25 protein-coding genes are annotated in these 23,953 nt (G+C 60.0%); 9 read left to right on the top strand and 16 right to left on the bottom strand.

Annotation, left to right across the window (positions count from 1 at the left end; all coding sequences use genetic code 11):
- Positions 1-5: 5 nt before the first annotated feature.
- The 4 genes from ACSQ3J_RS00305 to ACSQ3J_RS00290 form a co-directional block, all read right to left on the bottom strand.
- Positions 6-1,229 (bottom strand): L,D-transpeptidase family protein, encoded by a 1,224-nt coding sequence (locus ACSQ3J_RS00305; RefSeq protein WP_082511970.1) that lies wholly within the window; start codon positions 1,227-1,229, stop codon positions 6-8.
- A gap of 103 nt (positions 1,230-1,332) precedes the next feature.
- A complete protein-coding gene (locus ACSQ3J_RS00300; protein WP_060502115.1) occupies positions 1,333-2,622 on the bottom strand; it encodes a DNA polymerase IV in 1,290 nt (429 codons plus the stop codon).
- A 142-nt stretch (positions 2,623-2,764) separates the two neighbouring features.
- Positions 2,765-3,406, bottom strand: coding sequence for a hypothetical protein (locus tag ACSQ3J_RS00295; RefSeq protein ID WP_060502114.1), 642 nt, complete (start codon positions 3,404-3,406; stop codon positions 2,765-2,767).
- 2 nt (positions 3,407-3,408) lie between these two features.
- Complete coding sequence (locus ACSQ3J_RS00290) at positions 3,409-3,687, bottom strand: DUF3572 domain-containing protein (protein ID WP_436038513.1); 279 nt, start codon at positions 3,685-3,687, stop codon at positions 3,409-3,411.
- A gap of 158 nt (positions 3,688-3,845) precedes the next feature.
- Here ACSQ3J_RS00290 and ACSQ3J_RS00285 point away from each other — a divergent pair, with 158 nt between their 5' ends.
- Entirely contained in the window at positions 3,846-4,217 is a 372-nt protein-coding gene (locus ACSQ3J_RS00285) for a response regulator (RefSeq protein WP_003547430.1), read from the top strand.
- Between the two features lie 114 nt (positions 4,218-4,331).
- Positions 4,332-5,699 (top strand): PleD family two-component system response regulator, encoded by a 1,368-nt coding sequence (locus ACSQ3J_RS00280; RefSeq protein WP_060502113.1) that lies wholly within the window; start codon positions 4,332-4,334, stop codon positions 5,697-5,699.
- Between the two features lie 721 nt (positions 5,700-6,420).
- On the opposite strand, the gene rpmG is transcribed toward ACSQ3J_RS00280, so the two are convergent.
- From rpmG to topA, 6 genes are all read right to left on the bottom strand, one after another.
- Positions 6,421-6,588, bottom strand: coding sequence for a 50S ribosomal protein L33 (gene rpmG / locus ACSQ3J_RS00275; RefSeq protein WP_060502112.1), 168 nt, complete (start codon positions 6,586-6,588; stop codon positions 6,421-6,423).
- Between the two features lie 94 nt (positions 6,589-6,682).
- Positions 6,683-7,867, bottom strand: coding sequence for an MFS transporter (locus ACSQ3J_RS00270; protein WP_060502111.1), 1,185 nt, complete (start codon positions 7,865-7,867; stop codon positions 6,683-6,685).
- Positions 7,868-7,880: 13 nt separating this feature from the next.
- Entirely contained in the window at positions 7,881-8,501 is a 621-nt protein-coding gene (locus ACSQ3J_RS00265) for an NUDIX hydrolase (RefSeq protein WP_060502222.1), read from the bottom strand.
- Between the two features lie 86 nt (positions 8,502-8,587).
- On the bottom strand, positions 8,588-9,049 hold the full coding sequence (locus ACSQ3J_RS00260) for a DUF983 domain-containing protein (protein WP_060502221.1): 462 nt from the start codon (positions 9,047-9,049) through the stop codon (positions 8,588-8,590).
- A 46-nt stretch (positions 9,050-9,095) separates the two neighbouring features.
- Entirely contained in the window at positions 9,096-11,471 is a 2,376-nt protein-coding gene (gene rnr / locus ACSQ3J_RS00255) for a ribonuclease R (protein ID WP_060502110.1), read from the bottom strand.
- A gap of 2 nt (positions 11,472-11,473) precedes the next feature.
- Positions 11,474-14,170, bottom strand: a complete 2,697-nt coding sequence (topA, locus tag ACSQ3J_RS00250) for a type I DNA topoisomerase (protein WP_060502109.1) — start codon at positions 14,168-14,170, stop codon at positions 11,474-11,476.
- 57 nt (positions 14,171-14,227) lie between these two features.
- Between topA and ACSQ3J_RS00245 the strand changes: the two genes are divergently transcribed.
- Both ACSQ3J_RS00245 and ACSQ3J_RS00240 read left to right on the top strand, forming a co-directional pair.
- Positions 14,228-14,377: a hypothetical protein gene (locus tag ACSQ3J_RS00245; protein WP_156393936.1), complete on the top strand. Its 150-nt coding sequence runs from the start codon at positions 14,228-14,230 to the stop codon at positions 14,375-14,377.
- A 153-nt stretch (positions 14,378-14,530) separates the two neighbouring features.
- Positions 14,531-14,788, top strand: a complete 258-nt coding sequence (locus tag ACSQ3J_RS00240) for a hypothetical protein (RefSeq protein ID WP_060502108.1) — start codon at positions 14,531-14,533, stop codon at positions 14,786-14,788.
- On the opposite strand, the gene dprA is transcribed toward ACSQ3J_RS00240, so the two are convergent.
- The 4 genes from dprA to ACSQ3J_RS00220 all read right to left on the bottom strand — a co-directional run bounded on the left by dprA (position 14,717) and on the right by ACSQ3J_RS00220 (position 18,872).
- A complete protein-coding gene (gene dprA, locus ACSQ3J_RS00235) occupies positions 14,717-15,868 on the bottom strand; it encodes a DNA-processing protein DprA (protein WP_060502107.1) in 1,152 nt (383 codons plus the stop codon). The two genes, ACSQ3J_RS00240 and dprA, sit on opposite strands and share 72 nt — an antisense overlap.
- A 6-nt stretch (positions 15,869-15,874) precedes the next feature.
- The gene (gene plsY, locus ACSQ3J_RS00230) at positions 15,875-16,489 is read right to left on the bottom strand and encodes a glycerol-3-phosphate 1-O-acyltransferase PlsY (RefSeq protein ID WP_060502106.1); all 615 of its coding nucleotides are present in this window, start codon (positions 16,487-16,489) and stop codon (positions 15,875-15,877) included.
- 155 nt (positions 16,490-16,644) lie between these two features.
- On the bottom strand, positions 16,645-17,934 hold the full coding sequence (locus ACSQ3J_RS00225; protein WP_436038512.1) for a dihydroorotase: 1,290 nt from the start codon (positions 17,932-17,934) through the stop codon (positions 16,645-16,647).
- Entirely contained in the window at positions 17,931-18,872 is a 942-nt protein-coding gene (locus ACSQ3J_RS00220; protein WP_037107845.1) for an aspartate carbamoyltransferase catalytic subunit, read from the bottom strand. The genes ACSQ3J_RS00225 and ACSQ3J_RS00220 overlap by 4 nt, the downstream gene beginning before the upstream one ends.
- 199 nt (positions 18,873-19,071) lie before the next feature.
- On the opposite strand from ACSQ3J_RS00220, the gene ACSQ3J_RS00215 reads away from it, so the two are divergent.
- Positions 19,072-20,721 (top strand): acyl-CoA dehydrogenase family protein, encoded by a 1,650-nt coding sequence (locus ACSQ3J_RS00215; RefSeq protein WP_060502104.1) that lies wholly within the window; start codon positions 19,072-19,074, stop codon positions 20,719-20,721.
- Here the strand turns inward: ACSQ3J_RS00215 and ACSQ3J_RS00210 are convergent.
- Positions 20,703-21,638, bottom strand: coding sequence for an AEC family transporter (locus ACSQ3J_RS00210; RefSeq protein WP_060502220.1), 936 nt, complete (start codon positions 21,636-21,638; stop codon positions 20,703-20,705). The genes ACSQ3J_RS00215 and ACSQ3J_RS00210 overlap by 19 nt on opposite strands.
- 185 nt (positions 21,639-21,823) lie before the next feature.
- Here ACSQ3J_RS00210 and ACSQ3J_RS00205 point away from each other — a divergent pair, with 185 nt between their 5' ends.
- The gene (locus tag ACSQ3J_RS00205; protein ID WP_156393935.1) at positions 21,824-21,967 is read left to right on the top strand and encodes a hypothetical protein; all 144 of its coding nucleotides are present in this window, start codon (positions 21,824-21,826) and stop codon (positions 21,965-21,967) included.
- Positions 21,964-22,308, top strand: coding sequence for a DUF6105 family protein (locus tag ACSQ3J_RS00200; protein WP_060502103.1), 345 nt, complete (start codon positions 21,964-21,966; stop codon positions 22,306-22,308). The genes ACSQ3J_RS00205 and ACSQ3J_RS00200 overlap by 4 nt, the downstream gene beginning before the upstream one ends.
- Here ACSQ3J_RS00200 and ruvX read toward each other — a convergent pair.
- Positions 22,245-22,739, bottom strand: a complete 495-nt coding sequence (gene ruvX, locus ACSQ3J_RS00195) for a Holliday junction resolvase RuvX (RefSeq protein ID WP_060502102.1) — start codon at positions 22,737-22,739, stop codon at positions 22,245-22,247. The genes ACSQ3J_RS00200 and ruvX overlap by 64 nt on opposite strands.
- 95 nt (positions 22,740-22,834) lie before the next feature.
- Here ruvX and ACSQ3J_RS00190 point away from each other — a divergent pair, with 95 nt between their 5' ends.
- A complete protein-coding gene (locus tag ACSQ3J_RS00190) occupies positions 22,835-23,539 on the top strand; it encodes a metal-dependent hydrolase (RefSeq protein WP_060502101.1) in 705 nt (234 codons plus the stop codon).
- Between the two features lie 86 nt (positions 23,540-23,625).
- The gene (gene gatC / locus ACSQ3J_RS00185) at positions 23,626-23,913 is read left to right on the top strand and encodes an Asp-tRNA(Asn)/Glu-tRNA(Gln) amidotransferase subunit GatC (RefSeq protein WP_060502100.1); all 288 of its coding nucleotides are present in this window, start codon (positions 23,626-23,628) and stop codon (positions 23,911-23,913) included.
- Positions 23,914-23,953: the final 40 nt, after the last annotated feature.

Here is a 23,953-nt window from a genome sequence, read left to right as displayed (position 1 = left end):
GACCATCAAGATTTTGATCGGGTTCGGGTGACGGTCACGAAGTCCGTACCGGCGCCTGTTTCCTGGCCAAGGCCCATGTCGGAAATGGTGAGGGACGAACCCTCGGCGAGCAGTTCTTCGATCCGTTCGCGAGTTTCGTCCGGCACCGTGATCCGGGCCAGTGTGCGCTGGGCTGCATTGAAGGCCATCGGGTCTTCCTCGATGGTGATGCCAAGGCGCTTTTTCATCGGTCCAGGCAATGTGTTGTCGAGCGTCATGGCGAACCATTCGCCCTTGCCGGTGGAAGCGTCGATATCCTGGAACTGGAAAAAATGCGTGCCGAGTGCGACTTCCGGCCGGTCGATCAACACGGGTGTTTCGAACAACGGCTCGAAATCGCGGCGAACGAGAAGCTGGCCGTTTGGCGGCTTGCCCTTGCCCGCCTTGGCGTAGAGTGCATCGATGAAGGTGGCGGTCATCTTGCCGTCGACAGCTAGTTGTTCCGCAGTCTGGAACGCTTTGATGGCGTCAGCGGTCTGCATACCGGCATAGCCGTCGGCGAGCCCGGCTGCATAACCAAGCTCGTTGAGCAGGCTCTGGATGTCCATGGTGATTTCGCGTGTGCCGCGATGGGTGATCAGCATCCGGATCGGCGGCTGCTTTTCCATCTCGACGGCGGCCGGTTTTTCCGGCGGGGGCTCGATCGTGGCAACTTCGACGGATTGCGTCTGGACCTGCGAAACGCTCAGCCGCAATGTAGCGTCCGATAGCAGTTCCGGCTCTTTCCCTTTGGGCTGGAACAGGAACGGATCGGAGATGGCGGCCGGCGTCAACTGGCGATCGGAGACCAGCACATGCAGGCCACGGCCGGTCATCTTGAAGAGTTGCTTGGCAAAGGCATCCGGCATCCGTATGCAGCCATGCGAGGCCGGGTAGCTGGGAACGTGGTTGGAGGCGTGCAGCGCAATGCCTGACCAGGTCAGCCGCTGCATGAACGGCATCGGCGCATTCGAATAAATGTTCGACTTGTGGGAGCGGCGTTTTTCAAGGATCGAGAAAATGCCGGTTGGCGTCGAATGGCCGGCCTTACCGGTCGAGACATTGGAGGTGGCGACCACCGTATCGCCGTCATAGACCACGAGTGACTGCTGGTCCCTGGAAACCACGATCTGCAGAGGAGCTTGCTCGCTTGCAAACGCAACGCTGGCAGACAAGGCGAGGGCGAAGCCGAGACCAAATGTAAAACGCAAAACCATCAGGAACATCCGGACGCAAGAGACAGAAGATGAGCCTAGTTTGATAGGTTTAAGGAAGCTTTGCCGTTCCGTCTGGAACACGAGAATGTGAAGCCTGCTACTTTCGCCGGTCCTTGCCGAACGTATAACCGGTCTCGACCGTCGCCTTGCCGAACTTATCGCGCAGCGTATTGATCGCAGCTTCCGCAGCCGCGCGCCGCGTCGCCTGCGTATCGACGAGATCCGGCGGATCGGCCAGATCGGGATTGGAAAGGTCGGAGACGCCGATCCCGATCAGCCGGAATTTTGTCCCGTCGGTTTCCTTGTCCAGAAGCTGCATGCCGGTGCGGAAGATGCGGTCGGCAAGCCGGGTCGGGCTGTCGAGGCGGCGGTTGCGCGTCCGGCTCTTGAAGTCGGCGGTCTTCAGCTTGAGCACCACCGTCTGGCCGGCAATGTCGGCCTTGCGCAGCCGGTGGGCCACCTGTTCGCTCAACCGGCGCAGATGTGTGACCAGATCGTCATAGTCGCACAGGTCATCGTTAAAGGTGGTCTCCGAGGAAACGCTCTTGGCTTCGCCGTTGATTTCAACGCTGCGCTCATCCTGGCCACGCGACAGCCGGTAGAGACGCTGGCCCAATGTGCCATAGCGCTTCATCAGGACGGTTTCGTCCATTGTCTGCAACTGGCCTATGGTGCGGATGCCGTCGCGCTCCAGGGTTGCCGCAAAGGCCTTGCCGACGCCCCAGATCAGCGTCACCGGCCTGTCCTTGAGGAAATCCAATGCTTCGGCAGCGCCGATCACCGAAAAGCCGCGCGGTTTCTGCAGGTCGGACGCCACCTTGGCGAGGAATTTGCAATAGGACAGGCCGACCGAAACAGTAATGCCGATCTCCTGTTCGACCCGGCGGGCAAATCTGGCCAATGTCCGGGCAGGGGGATCATGATGCAGCCGCTCGGTGCCCTGGAGCTCCAGAAATGCTTCATCAATCGACAACGGCTGCACCAGCGGCGTCAGTTCCTGCATCAGAGTGCGCACCTGGCGGCCGACCCGCACGTATTTTTCCATGTCCGGTTTGATGACAACGGCTTGCGGGCAAGCCTCCAGCGCCTTGAACATCGGCATGGCGGACCGTACCCCGTGAATGCGAGCGATATAGCAGGCGGTAGAGACGACGCCGCGCTTGCCGCCGCCGATGATCACAGGCTTGTCGGCCAATTCGGGATTGTCGCGTTTTTCGACCGAAGCATAGAAGGCATCGCAATCGATATGGGCGAGTGTCAGCTGATAGAGTTCGGAATGATAGAGCAGGCGCGGGCTGCCGCAGGCCCGGCACCGGCGAATGCCGGCCGGTTGGCCTGTGAGGCAGTCTCGGCAAAACCCCGGAAATTGCTGCGCGTCTGTTTGCATCGATCGGAACAAAAGTTGAACATTTTCACGATACGCCCTAAGCTGACGAGTCTCAAGGTATGGAGAGGCAATCTTGATGGGCTTCAAGGGAAAGATAAACGGCGGCTGTTCTTTTGCCCGGGATCGGTTCGTTGCCCGCCGTTTAACCCACCAGATGGGCACGGATGATCCTGTCCGCATCCGTCCAGCAGTCCGCCTTGGCGATTCCGCCGCCCGGGTCCGGCGCCATGGCCCGGAATTGGGCGTTTGCCATCAGGTTGATCAGCAGACAATCAGGCGCATGGGTCTGAACGGACTGCAGGTTGCGCAGGATATCATCGATGAAGACCAGCGGCACATCCCTGGCATCGTGCAGGCGCTTGATGATCGGGCCCTTGGGTTCTTCGCTGGCAAGCAGGGGATAGTTCAGGCCATGGCGGTCGAGCAGTGCCCGGCGCACGCTGGTGTGGCGGGGTGGCATCGCCGTGAGAAAGACGACATCGGCATCGGTGGAAAGCCCGGCCAAGGTATCGACTGCGAGATCGGCAGGTGTCTGCCACTGGCCCTGCAGGCGAAAGAACGTCTCCAGCAGTTCGCTCGTCATCGCATCGTCGACCGGCAAACCAGTGTCAAGGTCGATGACATTGCCATGCAGGCGGAAGGAGCGGGGCAAAAGATCACGGCCGCAGGAGCGCAGGAAGTTGCGAAACGGCGTCAGGAATTCGAGCACGACTTCGTCGATATCGCAGACGATCAGCGGCCTGTCCGTCAGACGGATATGGTCGAAATCGAGGATATCCGTCACGGTCAGAAATCCCCGGGATTGTCTGGTCCCGACAGCATGAGATGCGCCCGCACCACATCCTCGGGCCGTGTGCCGGTTGTCTCGCAAAAGGCCAGCAGCGTCGGTTCGTGGCCCATCAGGAAATCGACGACGCCGGTAAGGAAGCCTGTATCGGCGGCGGCGTGGCGCAGCGACGATGGATCAGTGCCCGTCAATGCCAGGAAACGCCCCAGCAGTTCCGGCTCGTTTGCAAGCCAGCCGAGGATGGCAATCGCTGTTTCTTCGGATGAGGTCACGCGCATTCGTCCTTGTCGGATTGAGGTAATTTTTTACCGGATATTACCGGTTTTTCAACCAAATCGCTGTAGCTTCAAGCTTCCGGGGCCGTGAGCTCAGTCGCGCCGCAACTTATAGCGATGTGATGGTCATGCAAGCCGGAACCGTAAATCAAGGGATCGAAATGCCCAAGCAGGTTATGATTGTTGAAGACAATGAGCTGAACATGAAGCTCTTTCGTGACCTGATCGAGGCATCGGGGTACACGACCATTCAGACCCGAAATGGTATGGAAGCCCTTGATCTTGCTCGTAAACATCGGCCAGACCTGATCCTTATGGACATCCAGCTTCCGGAGGTTTCCGGGCTTGAGGTGACGAAATGGCTGAAAGAAGATGACGAATTGCATGTCATCCCCGTGATAGCCGTTACGGCCTTCGCGATGAAGGGTGATGAAGAGCGTATCCGGCAAGGAGGCTGCGAAGCCTACGTTTCCAAGCCGATCTCGGTGCCGAAATTTATTGAGACGATCAAAACTTATTTGGGCGATGCCTGATGCGGCGCCAGGGGCTTCCAATAAGAAGCCCCTTAACGATATTCTTGCGCATGAGACGAATTTGAAAGTTGAACCGGCTTTCTGTTTCAAGCGCTTATAGGCAGGAAAGATTGCATGACTGCACGGATCCTTGTCGTCGATGACATACCGGCCAACGTCAAGTTGCTCGAGGCACGGCTTGTCGCCGAGTATTTTGACGTCCTGACGGCATCCGATGGTTATGAGGCTTTGGCAATCTGCGAGAAGCAGCCGGTGGATCTCATCCTGCTCGATATCATGATGCCGGGCATTGATGGATTCGAGGTCTGTGAGCGGCTGAAGTCGAACCCGCGCACCGCGCATATTCCCGTCGTCATGGTGACAGCTCTCGATCAGCCGTCGGATCGGGTGAGGGGGCTGAAAGCCGGCGCCGACGATTTTCTGACCAAACCGGTCAACGACCTGCAGTTGATGTCACGGGTCAAAAGTCTCGTCCGGCTGAAGAATGTTAGCGACGAACTGCGCCTTCGCGCCGAAACTGCCCACAATGTCGGCCTGCAGGATATGACCGCATTGGATCGGCCCGACGAGTTCGGCAATGTCCTGCTTGTCGATGGCCGGGGGAGCTCGCAGGAGCGCATCATCCGGGCCTTGAAGCCGATTGCGGAAGTGACGGCGATGTCGGATCCGCAGGCAGCCTTGTTTGAGGCCGCCGAAAACAGTTTCGATCTCGTCATCGTCAACTCGAATTTCGATGACTACGATCCGTTGCGGCTCTGCTCGCAACTTCGTTCGCTGGAGCGCACGCGCTATATTCCGCTCCTCATCATCGCCGAGCAGGGGCATGACGAGATGGTGGTTCGCGCACTCGATCTGGGCGTCACCGACTATTTGATGCGGCCCGTCGATCCGAACGAACTGGTTGCCCGCAGTCTGACGCAGATCCGCCGCAAGCATTGCAATGACCGGCTGCGCGCCAGCGTCAAGCAGACGATCGAGCTGGCGGTCACGGACGGGCTGACCGGCCTGCACAATCGCCGCTATCTCGACAATCATCTGAAGCTTCTGATCGATCGCGCTCTTGCGCGCGGCCGGCCGCTGTCGATCTGCATCACCGATATCGATCGCTTCAAGAGCGTCAATGATACCTATGGTCATGACGCTGGAGACGAGGTTCTGCGTGATTTTGCTCATCGTGTGCGCTCGACGGTGCGTGGCGCCGACCTTGCCTGCCGGTTTGGCGGCGAGGAGTTCGTTGTCGTGATGCCGGATACACCGGCGGATGCGGCCGCAGCGATCGCCGAGCGCTTGCGCTCCATTGTCGAAGACAGGAGCTTCGTTCTGCCGAATTCCGATAGGCGTCTCTCGATAACGGCGTCACTTGGCATTGCGACGCTAAACCCGGAAGGCGATACAGCGGAGGCTTTGCTGAAACGTGCGGATACGGCGCTGTATCAGGCCAAGAACAATGGCCGCAACCGGGTAGTAGCCGCTGCTGCCTGAGAGGGATTTGAGCGGGATATCGGCCTTTTGCGCGGTTTTCCACAGGAAAAAGACGGGCTTGTTCGGACGGCGCGATAAGCTGACCGGAAAGCGTGCTCGTGGATGGTTTGTCGCGCAAAAGTAGTCAGATTGGCCCGTAATCTCTGCCATGTAGACGGGAAAAATCACGGGTGATTTCTAGTATCACGAAATAAAATATACAATTCAAATATTTAAACATTTCGATTGCCTTAATGAGGCTTTTCGCATTGCCATTTCGTCATTCTATGAAAAAGTAATACTACATTTAAAAACAATCTTTCGAGGATCGGCTCACCGCAGAATCAGCTCTGGATGGTCCATTAGGTAATGGTTAAATTAACCATGGCCGGGCGCTCTTGCGCGCCGTAGTTAAGAATTCATTGATTTTTTTTTGTTTTCAGTCAATTCTCTGGGGCAAGGGAGAAAGCAACTCCCATCAGTTACCCCATGATGTCAGGTCCGCCGCATCTCCTGGGTCGTGGGGTTTGTCGGCTGATCTGTTGCCAATGCGGTTCCTCGTGCCGCGGTAGCGGTCAGCCGACGCCCATTAAAACGCTGTCCCTGTCGTGGGGGCAGCGTTTTTGTTTTAGGGCCTAATCCCGGCTGTATCGCCGTTTCACCCGTACCACACTGGGCGACAAGAAAAAGGCGCCAGGCTTTTCAGCCGACGCCTTCTTAACTCCACAAGAAAAACCAGATCTTACTTGATCTTGGTTTCCTTGAATTCAACGTGCTTGCGTACGACCGGGTCGTACTTCGTGAAGGACATCTTGTCCGTCTTCGTACGGCTGTTCTTCGTGGTCACGTAGAAAGTACCCGTGTCGGCCGTCGACAGCAGCTTGATCTTGATTTTTGCAGCTTTCGCCATGGTCGTCCTGCCTTTATAAAAAAACAAAGCCGCGGACTTCCAAGGGAAGGGTCCCGGCAAACTTGGCGCGAAACTACAAATCGCACCCGAAAAGTCAAGTCCGTTTTGGGTTGAAAACGATTCTCACCACGGAAAGTACCACATAAAGCCCGAAGAATCCGGCGATTGCCCAGGCAAAACCGTTATTCCCAGAAATATCCATGGCGGCACCGATGGCCTGCGGTCCTGCCACCGTTCCCACCGCATAGGAGAAGATGAAGGCGGCATTGGCGGCGGCGAGATCGGCACCGGTCAGGCGCGAACCGAGATGGCTGAGACCGACCGTATACAGGCCGGAGACGCTGCCGCCCCAGAACAAGAGCACGACAGCCATCAGCCACCAGTTGCCCTGCAGGAGGGGCAGGCACAGCGCGCCGATCAACCCGACAACGGTCATCAGGGCCAAAAGGTTGCGCCGGTCCTTCATGCGGTCGGACAGCATGCCCAGCGGAATCTGAAAAATCACATTGCCGATGCCCATGACGGTCAGGAGCAAGGCTGCCTGCGATTCGGTGAAGCCACTGCGGGTTCCGTAAATTGGAAAGAGTGACAGGCCACCTGATTCGACAGCACCGAAAATGAACACGGCGGCGGTGGCGGTCGGCACCAGGAACACGTAACGCATGAAATGCAGTTCGGGTTTTTCGTCCAGAACCGGGCTTTCGTTGCGGGCTAGGAAGATCGGTATGGCTGCCAGCAGAATAACGCTGGCGCCAAAGGCAAATGGCAGGATGCCCTCGCTGCCGAGGATGGAGAAGAGCAGGGGGCCCGCGGCAAAGCCGAGCGACAGGACAGTGCCGTAAATCCCCAGGACGAGCCCGCGGCGGCTCGGTGGGGCTGTGGCGTTGATCCAGAACTCGGAAAGGACAAACAGCACCGTGATCGCGCCGTGAAAGACGACACGCAGCGGAAACCACAGCAGGAAATTTTGGATGTAATAGAAACCGAGCGCACTGATCGCGGCAAGGACGATAGCGAGCAGCATGGTATTGGCGACGCCGAAACGGTGGGCGATCTTCGCCGTGACGGTCGCTGCCGCCATCGAGGCAAGACCTGCCATTGCCGAGTTCAGGCCGATCATCGTCGAGGAGATACCGCGCTTTTCCATGATGATGCTGAGCAGCGGCAGGCCGAGGCCGATTGCGATGCCGACGGCCGTGATGGCGGCAACGGCGGCAACCAGCGATGGCCAGTGTATTTCCTCAACCGGCGCAGGCGTGCCGGACGGCGGCTGTGACATGCAATGAAATTCCCTAAAGGAGGTCGCGGACAAAGCGCCCATGACGGGTGTAATAGAACGGTACCGGTCTTCCGAAGGGCAGAGATGCGTCCGATTGAAGGCTTGCCCTCAAGTCGCCAAGGATGATTTCGGTAATGTCCGGCAACTGCACTGCCGAAACATCGTTCACATCAATCCATCTCAAGTCTTCAAGCTCCCGGCTGTCGCGGATATCACCCGGATCGATCCCCGCTTCGTCCGTGAACAGGGCGAAGAAATGGGTGTCGAAACGGCGCGGATGTCCCGGCGGCGTAATCGCCCGTGCCATATAGCGCAAGTTTGTCAAATCGGGAAGGAAAGGTAACAGAGTGTTTCCGCAGCCTGAAGAACCGACTGCGATGCTCGCCTCTTCATGCAGTTCGCGAATGGCGGCAAGCGCGATGGCGCGAAGGCGGCTATGGGAGGCAGAATGCTTGTAACCGGTTTTCAACCGCTCCAGCACAGCGGGTTGCATATCGCCGCTAAAGGGGAGCTTGTGGTCGTCCCTGTCCCGGCGGCCGCCGGGAAAGACATGCAGGTTTGGCATGAAGACATGCGCCTTGTGCCGGCGCCCGACGAGGACGCGCACATGAGCCTGCGAGCGGTCGAGCAGCATGATCGACGCGGCATCGCGCGGCCGCGGCGACCGTATTTTGACATTATCGAGGGAGGGGCCGTCGTCCGGCCCGCCACTACTGGCTGTCACGCAGTCCGGTCCGGGACCGGCAGGGCGTCTGCCGGTTCGTCAGCATGGCCGCCGAATCCGTGCATCTTCAGAGCCCATTGCAGGCCGACGACACCGCCCTTGACCGGCTGCATCATCGCGAGCGAGCCGATGATCGTGATCGGCACCCAGATCGCCAGATGACCCCAGTTCGACATCGGCAGCAGCATTTCGGTTGCCATGAAGCCGCCGAGCACGATGTGGCCCATGATGGTGACGACGATATAGGGCGGAAAATCATCGGCGCGATGCTGGTCCAGCTGCTCGCCACAGGCCGAGCATTCATGCACGGTCTTCAGGAAGCGGCCAAACAGCTTGCCGCTGCCGCAGGCCGGGCACTTGTTCAGAAGTCCGCGCTTGATCGATCGTCCAACCGGACGATCGGCTTCGCGTGTCTGCTCGAAGCGGACTGTTTCCGGAGTGCTGCCAGTTGCCTGCATGTCCATATCCTCAACCTGTGGACGCAAGGCGCATCCCTCACATCCTCTATCGCTTGCCGCGCGGTGGTCGCGTTCCCGGCATCTTGCGAGCGCCGCTGCGATCCCTGCGGCCGGACTTGTGGAAGGAGCGCGTTGCCGTCGGCATCTTGCGTCCTTCGCTGATCATCTCGAAGCGGAGCGCGCCGGCAAGCGGCACGGCTTCCACCAGTTTGACGCGGATCTGATCGCCAAGACGATAGCCAAGTCCGGTTTTTTCGCCGGAAAGGGCCTGGTGGGCTTCGTCATAGATGAAATAATCGCGTCCCAGCGTAGATATAGGCACGAACCCGTCTGCGCCATAGGCCGGAAGAGTGACAAATAGTCCCGCCTTGGTCACACCTGATATGCGTCCGTCGAATTCCTCGTTGACCCGGCCACTCAGGTGATGGGCAATCAGCCGGTCGATGGTATCACGCTCGGCGGCCATTGCCCGGCGTTCGAACGTGGAAATCTCGGCTGCAATATCATTGAGTGCCGCTTCCTCGGCCGGCGTGATGCCGCCTTCGCCAAGCCCCAGCGTACCGACCAGCGCACGATGCACGATCAGGTCGGCATAACGGCGGATCGGCGAGGTGAAATGGGCGTATTTCATCAGGTTGAGGCCGAAATGGCCGATATTTTCCGGGCTGTAGATTGCCTGGCTCTGCGAACGCAGCACCATCTCGTTGACCATGGTCTCAAACGGCTTGTCTGCAGCCTGCGACAGGATGCCGTTGAAATGGTTGGAACGCAGGTTGCCGCCCTTGACCAGCGAAAGGTCGAGCGTCGCCAGAAACTCGCGCAGCGTCTCCTGCTTGGCGAGCGACGGCGCATCATGGACACGGTAGACCAGCGGCTGGCGCTTGATCTCGAGCGTCTCGGCTGCGGCCACATTGGCCTGGATCATCATCTCTTCGATCAGCTTGTGGGCATCGAGCCGGTCCGGCACGAAGACGCGATCGACAGTGCCGTCGTCTTTGAGGACGATCTTGCGCTCGGGCATGTTGAGTTCGAGCGGTTGGCGCCGGTCGCGGCCGCGCGTCAGGATCGCATAGGCGTTCCAAAGCGGCTTCAGGATCGGCTCCAGCAGCGGTCCGGTCTGATCGTCCGGATTGCCATCGATCGCGGCCTGCGCCTGGTTGTAGGAGAGCTTGGCAGCACTCTTCATCATGATGCGATGGAAGGTGTGGCCAGCCTTGCGGCCTTCCTTGGAAAACCGCATGCGAACGGCAAGCGCCGGCCGATCGACGCCCTGCTTGAGCGAGCAGAGTTCATTGGAAATCCGCTCCGGCAGCATCGGCACGACGCGGTCGGGGAAATAGACCGAATTGCCGCGCTTGGCTGCTTCCTGGTCGAGCGCCGATTTCGGCCGCACATACCAGGAGACATCGGCGATCGCGACGGTGACGATGACGCCGCCTTCATTGTCGGGCGACGGGTCGGGCTCGGCATGTACGGCGTCATCATGGTCCTTCGCGTCGGCCGGGTCGATGGTGATCAACGGCAGCGAACGCCAGTCCTCGCGGTGCGACATGCTGGCGGGGCCAGCGGCATCGGCTTCCTTGATGACGCTGTCGGGGAAGATGTAGGGAATGCCATGCGCATGGATGGCGATCATCGAGATCGCTTTTTCGGTAGCAACGGAGCCGATGACGTTCTTGACTGCGGCGCGCGGCAGACCAAAACGGCCGGAGCGGACGATTTCGACCTCGACCAGGTCGCCGTCCTTGGCCGGTCCCTGGTGCTCGGCATCGACCTGCATTTCCTCGCCGCGCTTTTCGATCGGCATGATCCGGCCACCGCCGCCGGGCATTTCCCGGAAGACGCCCAGTGCTGCGTTGTTGTTGCGCTTGCGGTCGAGCACCTTGATGATGCGCGCCGTATAGGCCGGACCGCCGCGATCCTTGGCCGGGAAAATCTTCGCCAGAACCCGGTCGCCGATACCGCCGACGGGCGTCTTGCCCTTGGACTGGCCGACACTCGACTGACGGATCGAAACGGCGGGTGCCACGCCCGCATCATCCGGCCATTCGGCCGGACGGCCAATCAGCTCGCCATCCTTGTCGCGGGTGGTGATGTCAAGAACCGTGACGGGAGGAAGGGCGCCGGGGCGCACAAGCGAATTACGCTTCTTCTCCAGGAGCCCATCCTGCTCCATCTCGCGCAAAAGGGATTTCAGCTCGATGCGGGTTTCGCCCTTCAGGCCAAAAGCCTTGTAGATCTCGCGTTTCGACGCCTTGTCCGGATTTTCCGAAATGAACCGCATCAGCACATCACGCGGCGGCACAGCGCCGTGAATGATCACGGTGTCGTCTGTGGGCATGATGACCTTCTTGCCCGCGCGTCCGATCCGGACTGCGGGTTTTCCGGGCCGTTCGGTTCGATCGCGCGGGTTTCTGGTCACGTTCAGTCTTTCTTCGCTTTTGCAGCTGTCTTGGGCTTGGCCGCAGCCTTAGGCTTTGCCGCGGCTTTCGGTTTCGCCGCTGCCTTGGGCTTGGCCGATTTGGCGGCCGCCGTGTCGGTTTTCGCTGCAGCTTTTGGTTTGGCAGCGGCTTTGGTTGCCTTGCCCTTGGCCGGCTTGATGCCACCCTTGGCTATGCGCTCGGCAATCAGCAGCAACGCATCTTCCATCGACACCGACACCGGATCCTTGCCCTTCGGCAGGGTCGCATTAACCTTGCCCCAGTTGACGTAAGGGCCGTATTTACCGTCCTTGACGGTAATCGGTCCGCCATCCGGGTGGTCGCCGACTTCCTTCAAAGGAGCAGCCGATGCGCCGCGTCCGCCCGGTCCCTTCGCCTGCTTGTCGGCAAGCACCGAGACCGCGCGGTTGAGACCAATCGAGAATACGTCCTCGATGCTTTCGACATTGGCGTACTTGCCGTCATGCAGAATGAACGGCCCATAGCGGCCGAGGCCGGACGAGATCATCTTGCCGGTTTCGGGGTGCGCGCCGATATCGCGCGGCAGCGATAGCAGCGCCAGTGCCTTTTCATGGTCAATGCTGGCCGGTGTCCAGCCTTTCGGCAGGCTAGAACGCTTGGCTTCCTTGCCATCACCACGCTGGACATAGGGGCCGAAGCGGCCGGAGCGCAGGGTGATTTCCTCGCCCGTATGCGGATCCTTGCCGAGTGCCAGCGGCTCGTTCGAGACTGCCGCTTCATCGCCGCCATTGCTGTCGGATGACAGTTGACGGGTGAAGTTGCATTCCGGGTAGTTCGAGCAACCGACGAAAGCGCCATACTTGCCGAGTTTCAGCGACAGCTTGCCGGTGCCGCAGACCTGGCAGATGCGCGGATCGCTGCCATCCTCGCGCTTGGGGAAGACCAGCGGTGCCAGTTCTTCGTTCAGCGCATCGAGCACGTTGGTGACGCGCAATTCCTTGGTGTCTTCGATCTGGGCGAAGAAATCCTTCCAGAAATCGCGAAGAACGTCCTTCCAGTCGAGTTCGCCGGCAGAGATCTGGTCGAGCTTTTCTTCCAGCGACGCCGTGAAATCATATTCGACATAGCGCGCAAAGAAGCTCTCAAGGAACGCCGTGACCAGCCGGCCCTTGGCTTCGGGGATCAGCTTGCGCTTGTCGTTGACGATGTATTCGCGATCAAGCAGCGTCGTTACGGTCGCGGCATAGGTGGAAGGGCGGCCGATGCCGAGCTCTTCCATCTTCTTGATCAGCGATGCTTCCGAATAGCGCGGCGGCGGCTCGGTGAAATGCTGGGTCGAGTTGATCTTCTGCTTGGCGAGGTTTTCGCGTGCGTTGATTTCCGGCAGGCGGCCATCTTCATCGTCGCTCTGCTCGCCATCTTCCTTGGCATCGGTATAGGCCGCAATGAAGCCATCGAAACGGATGACCGATCCGACGGCGCGCAAGCCAGCCTTCTCGCCCTTGTTGTCGGCGGTGATCTCGGCCGTGGTACGCTCAATCTCGGCTGACGCCATCTGGCTGGCAATACCGCGCTTCCAGATCAGGTCATAGAGTCGTAGCTGGTCAGCGTCGAGAAAGTTGCGCACCTGGTCGGGAGTGCGGGTGAAGTCTGTCGGGCGAACCGCCTCGTGGGCTTCCTGGGCATTCTTTGCCTTGGTCGAATAGAGGCGGGCCTTTTCCGGCACATAGCGGCTGCCGAACTGGTCGCCAATGGCGCTGCGCGCAGCATCGATCGCTTCAGGCGCCATCTGCACGCCGTCGGTACGCATATAGGTAATGAGACCGACGGTCTCGCCGCCGAGTTCCACGCCTTCATAGAGCTTCTGCGCGACCTGCATGGTGCGCGACGCTGAAAAGCCGAGCTTGGAAGACGCAGCCTGCTGCAGCGTCGAGGTGGTGAACGGCGGCGACGGATTGCGTTTGACCGGCTTGGCTTCGATGCTCTCGACCGTATAGGCGGCCCCATCCAGCAAGGCTTTCAGCTTGCCGGCGTCCTCGCCATTGGTCACGCCGCGGGGCGGCAGACGGTTGCCGCCGGTGGAAACCAGGCGGGCCTCGAACTCGTCGCCACGCGGTGTCTTCAAAAGCGCCGAAAGATTCCAGTATTCCTCGGACACGAAACGCTCGATTTCGGCTTCGCGGTCGCAGACGAGGCGCAGCGTGACAGATTGCACACGCCCTGCCGAACGGGCACCCGGCAGCTTGCGCCACAAGACCGGCGACAGGTTGAAACCGACGAGATAGTCGAGCGCCCGGCGCGCCAGATAGGCGTCCACCAGCGGGATATCGATGTCGCGCGGATTGGCCATCGCGTCGAGCACGGCCTTTTTGGTAATCGCATTGAAGACGACGCGCTGGACAGGCTTGCCGGCGATCAGTTTCTTCTTGTTCAGAAGATCCAGCACGTGCCAGGAAATGGCTTCCCCTTCGCGGTCCGGGTCGGTTGCGAGAATGAGACGATCAGCCGATTTCAGGGCGTCGGCGATATCTTTCATGTGCTTGGCGGATTTGGTGCTGACTTCCCAGAGCATGGAAAAATCATCATCCGGAAGAACCGAGCCGTCCTTGGCCGGCAAATCGCGGACGTGACCGAAGGAGGCGAGAACCTTGTAACCGGGGCCCAGATACTTGTTGATGGTCTTCGCCTTTGAAGGCGATTCCACGACGACGACATTCATGGTCATATTCTCAAAGCAACCGTTCAAAGCTGTGCCAGGCCGGGAAGAGGCGGCACAATGGGAAATATCGATGCCCCGACATGGACAGGGATTCGTCTGCGGTCAAGTGCTGCGCCCAAAATAACCGGCCACAACGCGATGCAACCTATAAGTGATTACGTGCGTATTGCAATTAAAGATAAATACGATATCGTCTTTGAAGTGTAATTTCCATCTCGCGGGGCACTGGCAGAAAGCGATGCTTCTGCACTCTTGTCTCGCGGTGGCAGTCCACACGACCGAACGGTGCTGTATGGCGTTCCGCTCGACCAATGCGTGCCTGTCTACGGGCGGATTTTGAATGCACCACAGGGAAAACCGATGATTCCGAATTCAACGGGGGCCGGCAGACGAGAAGCACAGGCTCGCGAAAAGGTCGCCTATATCCGGCATATGCTCGGAGAACTCCGTGGTGTCGCCGCCAACGAGCGCGCCGATATGCTGTGCTACCTGATCGAAATGGCGTTTGTCGAAGCCGGCGATATCCTGTCCGGCAAAAGGCAGTTGTCATTCTCCAATGCTGAGGGAAACAAGGCCGCCGGGATGCCGGTGAAGCCGTCCGGCAAGATCCAGTTCTAAAAGCACCAGATAGACGGCCGATGCCGAAAGGCCGGTGTGGCGGATGATGTCGTCGATCTCGACGGGCGTTGGTCCCAGCGCATCGGTGATCTGCGCCCGATCGTTCTCGTTCGGCGGCGGTGCCATCGGTCCAGCATCATGTTCGCCCGGCTCCTCCGCCTGCGGTGGCGTGAACAGATCGATGCGGCTGAGCGGTGCAAGCGCCTGCAATATGTCCGCCGCTTCCGTGGTCACGATCGCGCCATCCTTCAAAAGCCCGTTGGTACCGTGACAGCGCGGATCGAGCGGCGAACCCGGCACGGCAAAGACCAGCCGGCCGAAATCGGCGGCATAACGCGCGGTAATCAACGAACCGGACCGTGAGGCCGCTTCGACGACGGCAAGCCCGAGGCTGACACCGGCGATCAGCCGGTTGCGCCGGGGAAAATCGCGGGCACGGGGTTCCCAGCCGAATGGCATCTCGCTGATCGCGAGGCCATTACCATCCGTGATCTCGTCCAGAAGACCGATATTTTCGGGCGGATAGGGTTGATCCAGACCACCGGCCAGCGCTGCGATCGTTCCGGTCTCCAGGCTGGCGCGATGCGCTGCCGTGTCGATGCCCCGCGCTAACCCCGATATAATGGAGTATCCGGCCCGTCCCACATCGCGCGCGATCATAGCCGCAAATTTCGTGCCGCTGATCGAGGCATTACGCGAGCCGACGAGGCCGAGGGAAGGGACGGTGCCGGTGATCGCGTTGCCCTTGACCGCCAACAACGGTGGTGCGCCATCGATCTGGCGCAGGGCCGGGGGGTAATCGGGCTCGCCGATGCCGATGAAACGGGCGCCGAACCGATGGGCGGCCGCGAGTTCTTTCTCAGCCTCTGCCACAGAGGCGATGCGGATCGTACGGGTTGAACCACCGCGCCGCGACAGTTCGGGCAGCATTTCAAGCGCTGTTTCGGCTGAGCCGAAATGGTTGATGAGGTCGCGAAAGGTCGCAGACCCGACATTGTCGCTGCGGATCAGCCTCAGCCAGGCCGTTCTTTGTCGTTCCGAAAGCGCAATCCCGTTTCGTCCTGCGCTGCCGTTCGACATTCTGACCTATCCCTTTTCGCCGATCCGGCCTTCCGTCCCGGCCAGGAGCCGCCGGATGTTTTCGCGGTGCTTGATCCAGGTGATGATGCTCATCACCACGAACAGCAGGCCGATCTTTCCGTAGCCTGAGGCTAACAATACAACCGGAACGATCACGGTTGCAACCAGTGCCGAAAGAGAGGAATAATGGGTGAGTTTGGCCATAGTCAGCCAGATCGCGGCAAACACCAGAACCATGATGGGGGCTAAGCCGAGCAGGACGCCGATATAGGTTGCAATGCCCTTGCCGCCCTTGAAGCCGAGCCAGACAGGATAGAGATGGCCGAGGAAGGCGGCAAAGCCGGCGGCAATACCCGCTTCGATCCCCCAGCGTGAGGCAATTGCCGCAGCGGCAGTTCCTTTCAGGGCATCCAGTAGCAGCGTGGCCGCGGCGAGCTTCTTGTTGCCGGTGCGCAAAACATTGGTCGCGCCGATATTGCCGGAGCCGATCTTGCGGACGTCGCCAAGTCCGGCCATGCGGGTGAGGATCAGGCCGAAGGGGATGGAGCCGAGCAGATAGCCGAAAATCGCAACACCGGCCGTCAGCGCCAGCCCGAGTTGCCAGGAAAATATGTCAGACACCTATTGCCTCCCCAATTCCGCCGCGACGGATATTGCCCCTCATCCTCTCCCCGCAAGTGGGACGAGGGAACGACGAAGCTTGCCGTTTTTCCTTCTCCCCGTCTGCGGGGAGAAGGTGCCCGTTAGGGCGGATGAGGGGCAAGCCACGCGCTCAATTAAAGCGAATGAACCAGTTTTCCGGCAACATAGGTTTGAACGGCCCGGCCGGTAAAGCGGGCATTTTCAAACGGTGTGTTTTTCGAACGGGACACGATCGCATCCTTGCCGAAAATCCAGGGCTCTTCCAGATCGATCAGCGTGATGTCGGCCTTGGCGCCGGGTTTCAGTGTGCCGGCATCGAGCCCGAAAATCTGGGCTGGGCGTGTCGATAGGGCATCGATCAGCCGCATCAGCGGCACGGAGCCGCTGTGATGGAGGCGGAGCGCAGCAGCCAGCAACGTCTCCAGCCCGATCGCGCCGTCGGCAGCGTCGGCAAATGGCAGACGCTTGGTGTCGACGTCCTGCGGATCGTGCGATGAGACGATGATGTCGATCGTGCCATTGGCCAGCGCCTCGACCATAGCGACACGGTCGTCTTCGCCACGCAGCGGCGGCGAGAGCTTGAAGAAGGTCCGGTATTCGCCGATGTCGTTTTCGTTGAGGGTCAGGTGATTGATCGAGATGCCGCAGGTAACGTTGGCGCCGCGCTTGCGAGCGGTGGCGATCGCTTCTGCCGATTCCGGCAGCGAGATCTTTGCCGCATGATAGGCGCCCTTGGTCAGTCCGGCGATGCGCAGGTCGCGCTCCAGCGGAATAATCTCGGCTTCGCGCGGCACGCCGGAAAGGCCGAGCCAGCTGGCAAGCAGTCCTTCGTTCATGACGCCACCGGCACCGAGATATTTGTCGCGCGTCTCGAGCGAGATGACGGCGCCGAATTCGCGGGCATAGGTCATGGCGCGGCGAAGGACGAGCGTGTCGTGCATCGGGCGGCGGCCATTGGTGAAGCAGACGGCACCGGCTTCGCGCAACAGCCCGAATTCGGTCATCTCTTCGCCATCGAGATGTTTGGTCAGTGCTGCGGCCGGGTAGACATTGACCAGCGCCTTGTCGCGCGCCGTCTTCTGAACGAACTGCACCAGCGCGATATCGTCGATGACCGGATCGGTATCCGGCATGGTGATGATAGAGGTGACGCCACCGGCAGCGGCAGCCCGCGATGCTGATTCTATGGTCTCGCGATATTCGCCGCCGGGTTCGCCAACAAAAACGCGGGCATCGACCAGGCCGGGCACGGCAACGAGGCCGGTGCAATCCTTGACCTCAGCACCATCCGGAACACCCTGGTTCTGGGCGGATTGTCCGGCAGCAACGATCAGGCCGTTTTCGACAATAACAGTGCCGGTTTCATCGAGATTGCGGGAGGGGTCGATGATGCGCAGGTTTTTCAGGACGAGGGCGTTGCTCATGTGCGTGGCCCCTGGTTCTGCGAAAGAAGAAGCGTTTCCATCACCGCCATGCGCACCGCGACCCCCATTTCAACCTGCTGCTCGATGACGCTCTGCGGCCCGTCGGCGATTTCCGAGGCGATTTCGACGCCGCGGTTCATCGGGCCGGGATGCATGACGAGCGCGTCTTCCTTGGCAGCTTTCAGCTTTTCGGCATCAAGCCCATAATAGCGGAAATATTCGCGCACCGAAGGAACGAAGGAGCCGGCCATGCGCTCACGCTGCAGGCGCAGCATCATCACCACGTCGGCGTCCTTCAGGCCTTCTTCCATCGAGTGATAGACCTCGGCACCCATGTCGGCGATGCCGGAGGGGAGGAGAGTTGCCGGGGCAACGACACGGACGCGGGCGCCCATCTGGTTCAGCAGAAGAATGTTGGAGCGGGCAACGCGCGAATGCAGGACGTCGCCGCAGATGGCGACGATGATGCGCGACAGCTTGCCCTTGGCGCGGCGGATGGTCAGCGCGTCGAGCAGCGCCTGGGTGGGATGCTCGTGTTGTCCGTCGCCGGCATTGACAACGGAGCAGGAGACCTTCTGGGCAAGCAGCGCTGCCGCACCGGCGGACGAATGGCGCACCACCAACACATCCGGATGCATCGCATTCAGCGTCATCGCCGTATCGATCAGCGTTTCGCCTTTCTTTACCGAGGAATTGCTGACCGACATGTTCATCACGTCGGCACCCAGCCGTTTGCCCGCGAGTTCGAAGGAGGATTGTGTCCGCGTCGAGGCCTCGAAGAACAGGTTGATCTGCGTCAGGCCGCGCAGAGTCGTTGTCTTCTTCTCTCTCTGGCGGGAAATCTTGACGGCTTCGTCGGCCCGGTCGAGCAGGACGGTGATATCCTGTTCGTTCAGGCCCTTGATGCCGAGCAGGTGGCGATGCGGAAAGAAATCCATGGGGAGCCGCCTCATTTGGTGAAGTTGCGAGGGTCTATAATGACTGCGGCGTCACCCGGCAAGGCAAAGGCTGCGCAAACCCGCCGCATACCCACGCTTTTGTGGCCATAACGCACCGCGCGCAAATTGTTGCGGGAAGCGGCATTTATCCCGTCGCGATGCTGTTCCTAAGCATGTGGACTTGGGTTAGAAACGCGGCATGACTCTGAACCGCACCGAACAGAAACTCGCCGATCTGAACCAGCCGAAACCCTGGTCGGGGATCAATGCCTTCCGCTCCGACCCGCTGCTGGTCGACATTGCCGCGTCGATGCCGCGCTCCTTGCGCGACGATTTCGAGACGATCGGCCGTTACGTGACCTCACCGGAAGCGCAGGATCTGGCGCGCATGGCCAATGAGGGCGTACCGAAGCTGCGCACCCATGGGCCGCGCGGCGAGCGGCTGGATCAGGTGGAATTCCACCCCGCCTGGCACGCGCTGATGCGCCGGTCAGTAACATCTGGTCTGCATGCGTCTGCCTGGGAAAACATCGCCGATGAGCGCGGACGTTCGCACAAGGCACGGGCGATGCGCTTCTATTTGACGGCGCAGTTGGAATGCGGCCATCTCTGCCCGTTGACCATGACCAGCGCGTCGGTCGCCGCGATCTCGGCGTCGCCGGCTGTTCAGAAGGAATGGGCTCCAAAAATCCTGTCGCGAAAGTATGATTCGTCCAATCGTCCGTGGATGCAGAAAGCCTCCGTGACCGTTGGTATGGGCATGACGGAAAAGCAAGGCGGTACGGATGTGCGCGCCAACACCTCGACGGCGGAACGGGTGGGCGAGGGGATCTATCGCCTCAACGGCCACAAGTGGTTCATGTCGGCGCCGATGAGCGATGCCTTCGTCATGCTGGCACAGACCCGTGATGGTCTCGGCTGCTTCCTTGTTCCGCGTCTTCTCGAAGATGGGTCAGCCAATGGCCTCCGCTTCCAGCGCCTGAAGGACAAGCTCGGTAACCGCTCGAACGCTTCATCCGAGGTGGAATTTTCCGATACGTTCGGTTTCGTGCTTGGCTCGCCGGATGCCGGCATCCGCACCATCCTCGACATGGTGACGCTGACGCGGCTGGATTGCGCGTTGGCCTCCGCCGGTATGATGCGGGCGTCGCTGGCCGAGGCGGTGCATCATGTGCGCGGCCGCAAGGTCTCCGGCAAGCCGCTGGTCGCTCAGCCGATGATGACGCGGGTTCTGGCCGATATGGCGCTCGATGTCGCTGCCGCCAGCGCCTTGTCGTTCCGTCTTGCGGAAGCCTTTGACAAGGCGCGCGACAGCGCAGAAGACGCGGCCTATGCGCGGATCATGACGCCGGTTGCGAAATACTGGAGCTGCAAGATTGCGCCCGGGCTGATCGCCGAGGCGATGGAATGCATCGGCGGCAGCGGTTATGTCGAGGAACGGCCGATTGCCCGGCATTATCGCGAAGCTCCGGTCAATGCGATCTGGGAAGGCTCCGGCAATGTCATGGCGCTGGATGTTTTGCGCGTGCTCACCCGCGGCAAGGATCTGTTCGAACTGCTGTTCCAGGTGATCAGCCGCGATCTCGGCCCATCCGCCAAGAAGACCGTCGACGTGCTGCGCGCGGCGGCATCACTCTGCGAGCGTGACGAAGGGGCCGCCCGCATGCTGGTCGAGCAGCTGGCACTGGCTGCCGCGGCCGCAGAACTTTACCGTCTGGGGGCAGGGCGGATTGCCGACGCGTTCCTGGAATCGCGGTTGGCTGCCGGTTGGCGCTCGACCTATGGCATGCTCGATTCGCGTTTTGATTCCACCTATATCGTCGACCTGCTTTATCCGGCGGCGATATAACCGGTCACCGTCAGGACGAGCGGAATCGTAAAGAACGACACGACTGTCTGGATGGTGGCGACAGCGGCATAGAGCGGCGCGTCGCCACCCATCTGTTTGGCCAGCAGATATCCGTTCATAGCCGTCGGTACGCTGGCGCCAAGCGCGATCACCAGCAGGGCATCGCCGCGAATGCCGAGAGAATAGGCGGCACCGACCATGAACACCGGCATGACGATCAGTTTTAGAAAGACCGCGAGCAGGGCGGTCATGCTTGGCCGCAGCGCGTCGGAAACCTTGAGACCCGCCCCGACCATCACAAGGCCGAGGCTGAGCGAAGCGCTCGCCAGCATCTCGACGGCGGTCAAGATTGGCCCGTAGACGGGAACCTGGACGAAGTTCAGCACGATACCCAGCACCGAGGCGACGATCAGCGGGTTGGTGGCGATCTTGAAGGCAAAGAATCGCAAGCCCTTCGGACCGCCGTTGAAGCCGATCAGCACGCCGATATTGTAGAGATTGATCGGGATGATCACCAGGGTCATCACCAGCGCCGTCAGGCTGAGGCCCAGTGGCCCATAGAGTTTCTGGGCGATCGCCAGCGCCATGAAGCCGTTCCAGCGCGTCGCCGTCTGGAAGATCGAGGTGAAGGCGGCGGACGAGACGTGGCGGGCACGCAGCAGCGGCCAGAGCAGCAGCAAAAACGCCGACATCAACGTGATGCTGCCGATTGTTGCCAGTGCTGTCGCATCCGTCTTCATACCGGCAAAGTCGGCCGTCGCCAGCGTCGAAAACAACAGGGCCGGGAACAGGACGTAGTAGCCGAGCTGTTCCAGCCCTTCCCACAATGTGTTGTCGACCAGCGATGAGCGTTTCAGCCAGACGCCCAGCGAGACGAGCAGGAAGATCGGCAGGATGCTTTCGAAGATGATCGTCATGAAAAAGGCGGCCTGAATAAGGGAGGAGCCCACCGATAGCCGCTTGCTCACAAAGCGGCAACCGCGCCGCCCGGAAATTAACCTTAACAATTGGTTTACGTTGCGCGGACAGGGTTAACGGGCAAGAGTGGCACTGAAGAGATTTTTAACGCTTTCGGAATGGAGCACGTTCGGTGAGAACTGGCTTGGTCATCATCATGACGATGTTTTTTGTAAGCCTTGCGCTCGATCTGGCGGTTCCGGCTCTAATCCTCGTGAGCTTGCTCGCTCTGGATTGGCTGTCGGCGCAGATCAAGCACGGCATATTCGTGGAGGGGAGAACAGTATGAAGTGGTTCCTTATCCTCTGGGCCTGCCCGGTCATCCTGCTCACCGGCTGGTACGGGCTATCCTATTACGACATGAGCTTCGGCATCTTCATGCTGACGCGTCAGGCGCATGATCTGGTGTTTGCGATTTATGGCAATGTGCTCGGTATTCCGCCGGAAACCATTCCGCCGCTGGTGGCGCGCGCCATCGTCTTCGACAGCTTTTTGGTGTTTGCCATCATTGCCTACCGCAAGCGCCGCGACATCCGCGCCTGGTATAACAAGCGTTTTCCGCCGGCTCAGAAGGACGAATCGGGTTCCGCAGCCTTTGCCAAGGATGCCAACCTGTCGAGCGCGCCCTGAAGAATGAACGAGGCGGCGGCCGAATCGATCCGGTCCGCCCGCTTCTTCCTCGAAACGTCCATCTCGATCAGCACCCGCTCGGCCGCCACCGTCGATAGCCGTTCGTCCCAGTAGATGAACGGGATAGCGGTTTTTTGCGCCATGTTGTGCACGAATGCCCGGGTCGCCTGGGCGCGGGGACCGGCGGAGCCGTCCATGTTGATCGGCAGGCCGATGACGAAGGCGGCAATCCTTTCCTTCTCCGCGACGGCAAGTAGCGCTTCCGCATCCAGCCCGAACTTCACCCGCTTGATCACCTCACGCGGCGTTGCAAAGCGGCGTCCGAGATCGGAAACCGAAATGCCGATAGTCTTGGTGCCAAGGTCGAGCCCGGCGATGGCCTGATTGGGCAGGAGGGCGGTTGCGAGGTCTTCGATGCTGAGAACAGCCATGTGATTTGCCGATTCGGTCTTTTAGGATTACTCGGGTGATCCATATCCCTATCCTGCCGCCAAATCATCCCCGCTGTAAATCAAGGAGTATTGTCATGAAGATCAAGTGGCTCGGACATTCCGCGTTCCATCTGGAAACCGCCAAATCGAAAATCCTCATCGATCCGTTCTTCACCGGCAATCCGTCCTTTGACGAATCTTCGCGCAAGGATGCGGCTGCTGGCCTGACCCACATTCTTCTGACCCACGGTCATGGCGACCATGTCGGCGATACGATTGCGCTTGCCAGGGAAACCGGTGCGACCGTCGTTGCCAATGCTGATCTCGCGGCATGGCTGGGCTCGAAGGGCGTCCATGCGCTCGAAATGGGCAATACCGGTGGCACCATCCATCTCGATGGTTTTTCGACCACCTTCGTCAATGCGCTGCATTCCTCGGCGCAACTGACTGAAGATGGCGTCTCACATTCGCTCGGCAACGCCAACGGTCTTGTCCTGCATTTCGAGGACGAACCGACGCTGTATCATATGGGCGATACCGACATCTTCTCTGACATGGGATTGATCCACGAACTGCACCAGCCGGAAATCGGTCTCGTTCCGATCGGCGACCGGTTTACCATGGGCGGTGCCGTGGCAGCCCTTGCCTGCCAGCGCTTTTTCAAGTTCGCAACGGTTCTGCCTTGCCACTATGGTTCGTTCGGCATCATCGACCAGACGCCGGATCTGTTCATCGCCGGCATGGATGGCGCGTCAGTGAAGGTGGAAGCGCCGGCTGTTGGCGGCATTGTTGCCGTCTAAGACGGCTCGGCATGCATTCCCCCGTTGCGTGGGCGCACCGCGGCTATTATAGCGGGGGGAAAGTTCCTTGAAGACCGGAGACACCCATGTCCGTAGACCTCGCCACCGTGAAGCGCGTCGCGCGCCTTGCCCGCATTGCCGTCACCGAAGAGGAAGCGCAGCGCATGACCGGCGAACTGAACGGCATTCTCGGTTTCGTCGAGCAGCTTTCCGAGGTCAATGTCGATGGCGTCGAGCCGATGACATCCGTAACTCCGATGGCAATGAAGAAGCGCACGGACGCCGTAACCGACGGCAACAAGGCGGATGACATTGTCGCCAATGCGCCGATCGAGGATCGCAATTTCTTCCTCGTCCCGAAGGTTGTCGAGTAATCTTTGCCGCTGCCGCCGCCCGAACGCACCCGATTTTGAA

It is taken from the genome of Rhizobium sp. LjRoot98, from assembly GCF_964252935.1.
Lineage (GTDB): Bacteria > Pseudomonadota > Alphaproteobacteria > Rhizobiales > Rhizobiaceae > Pararhizobium.
Note: the sequence above shows the minus strand (reverse complement) of the source record. Positions and strands in the feature narration are given on the sequence as shown.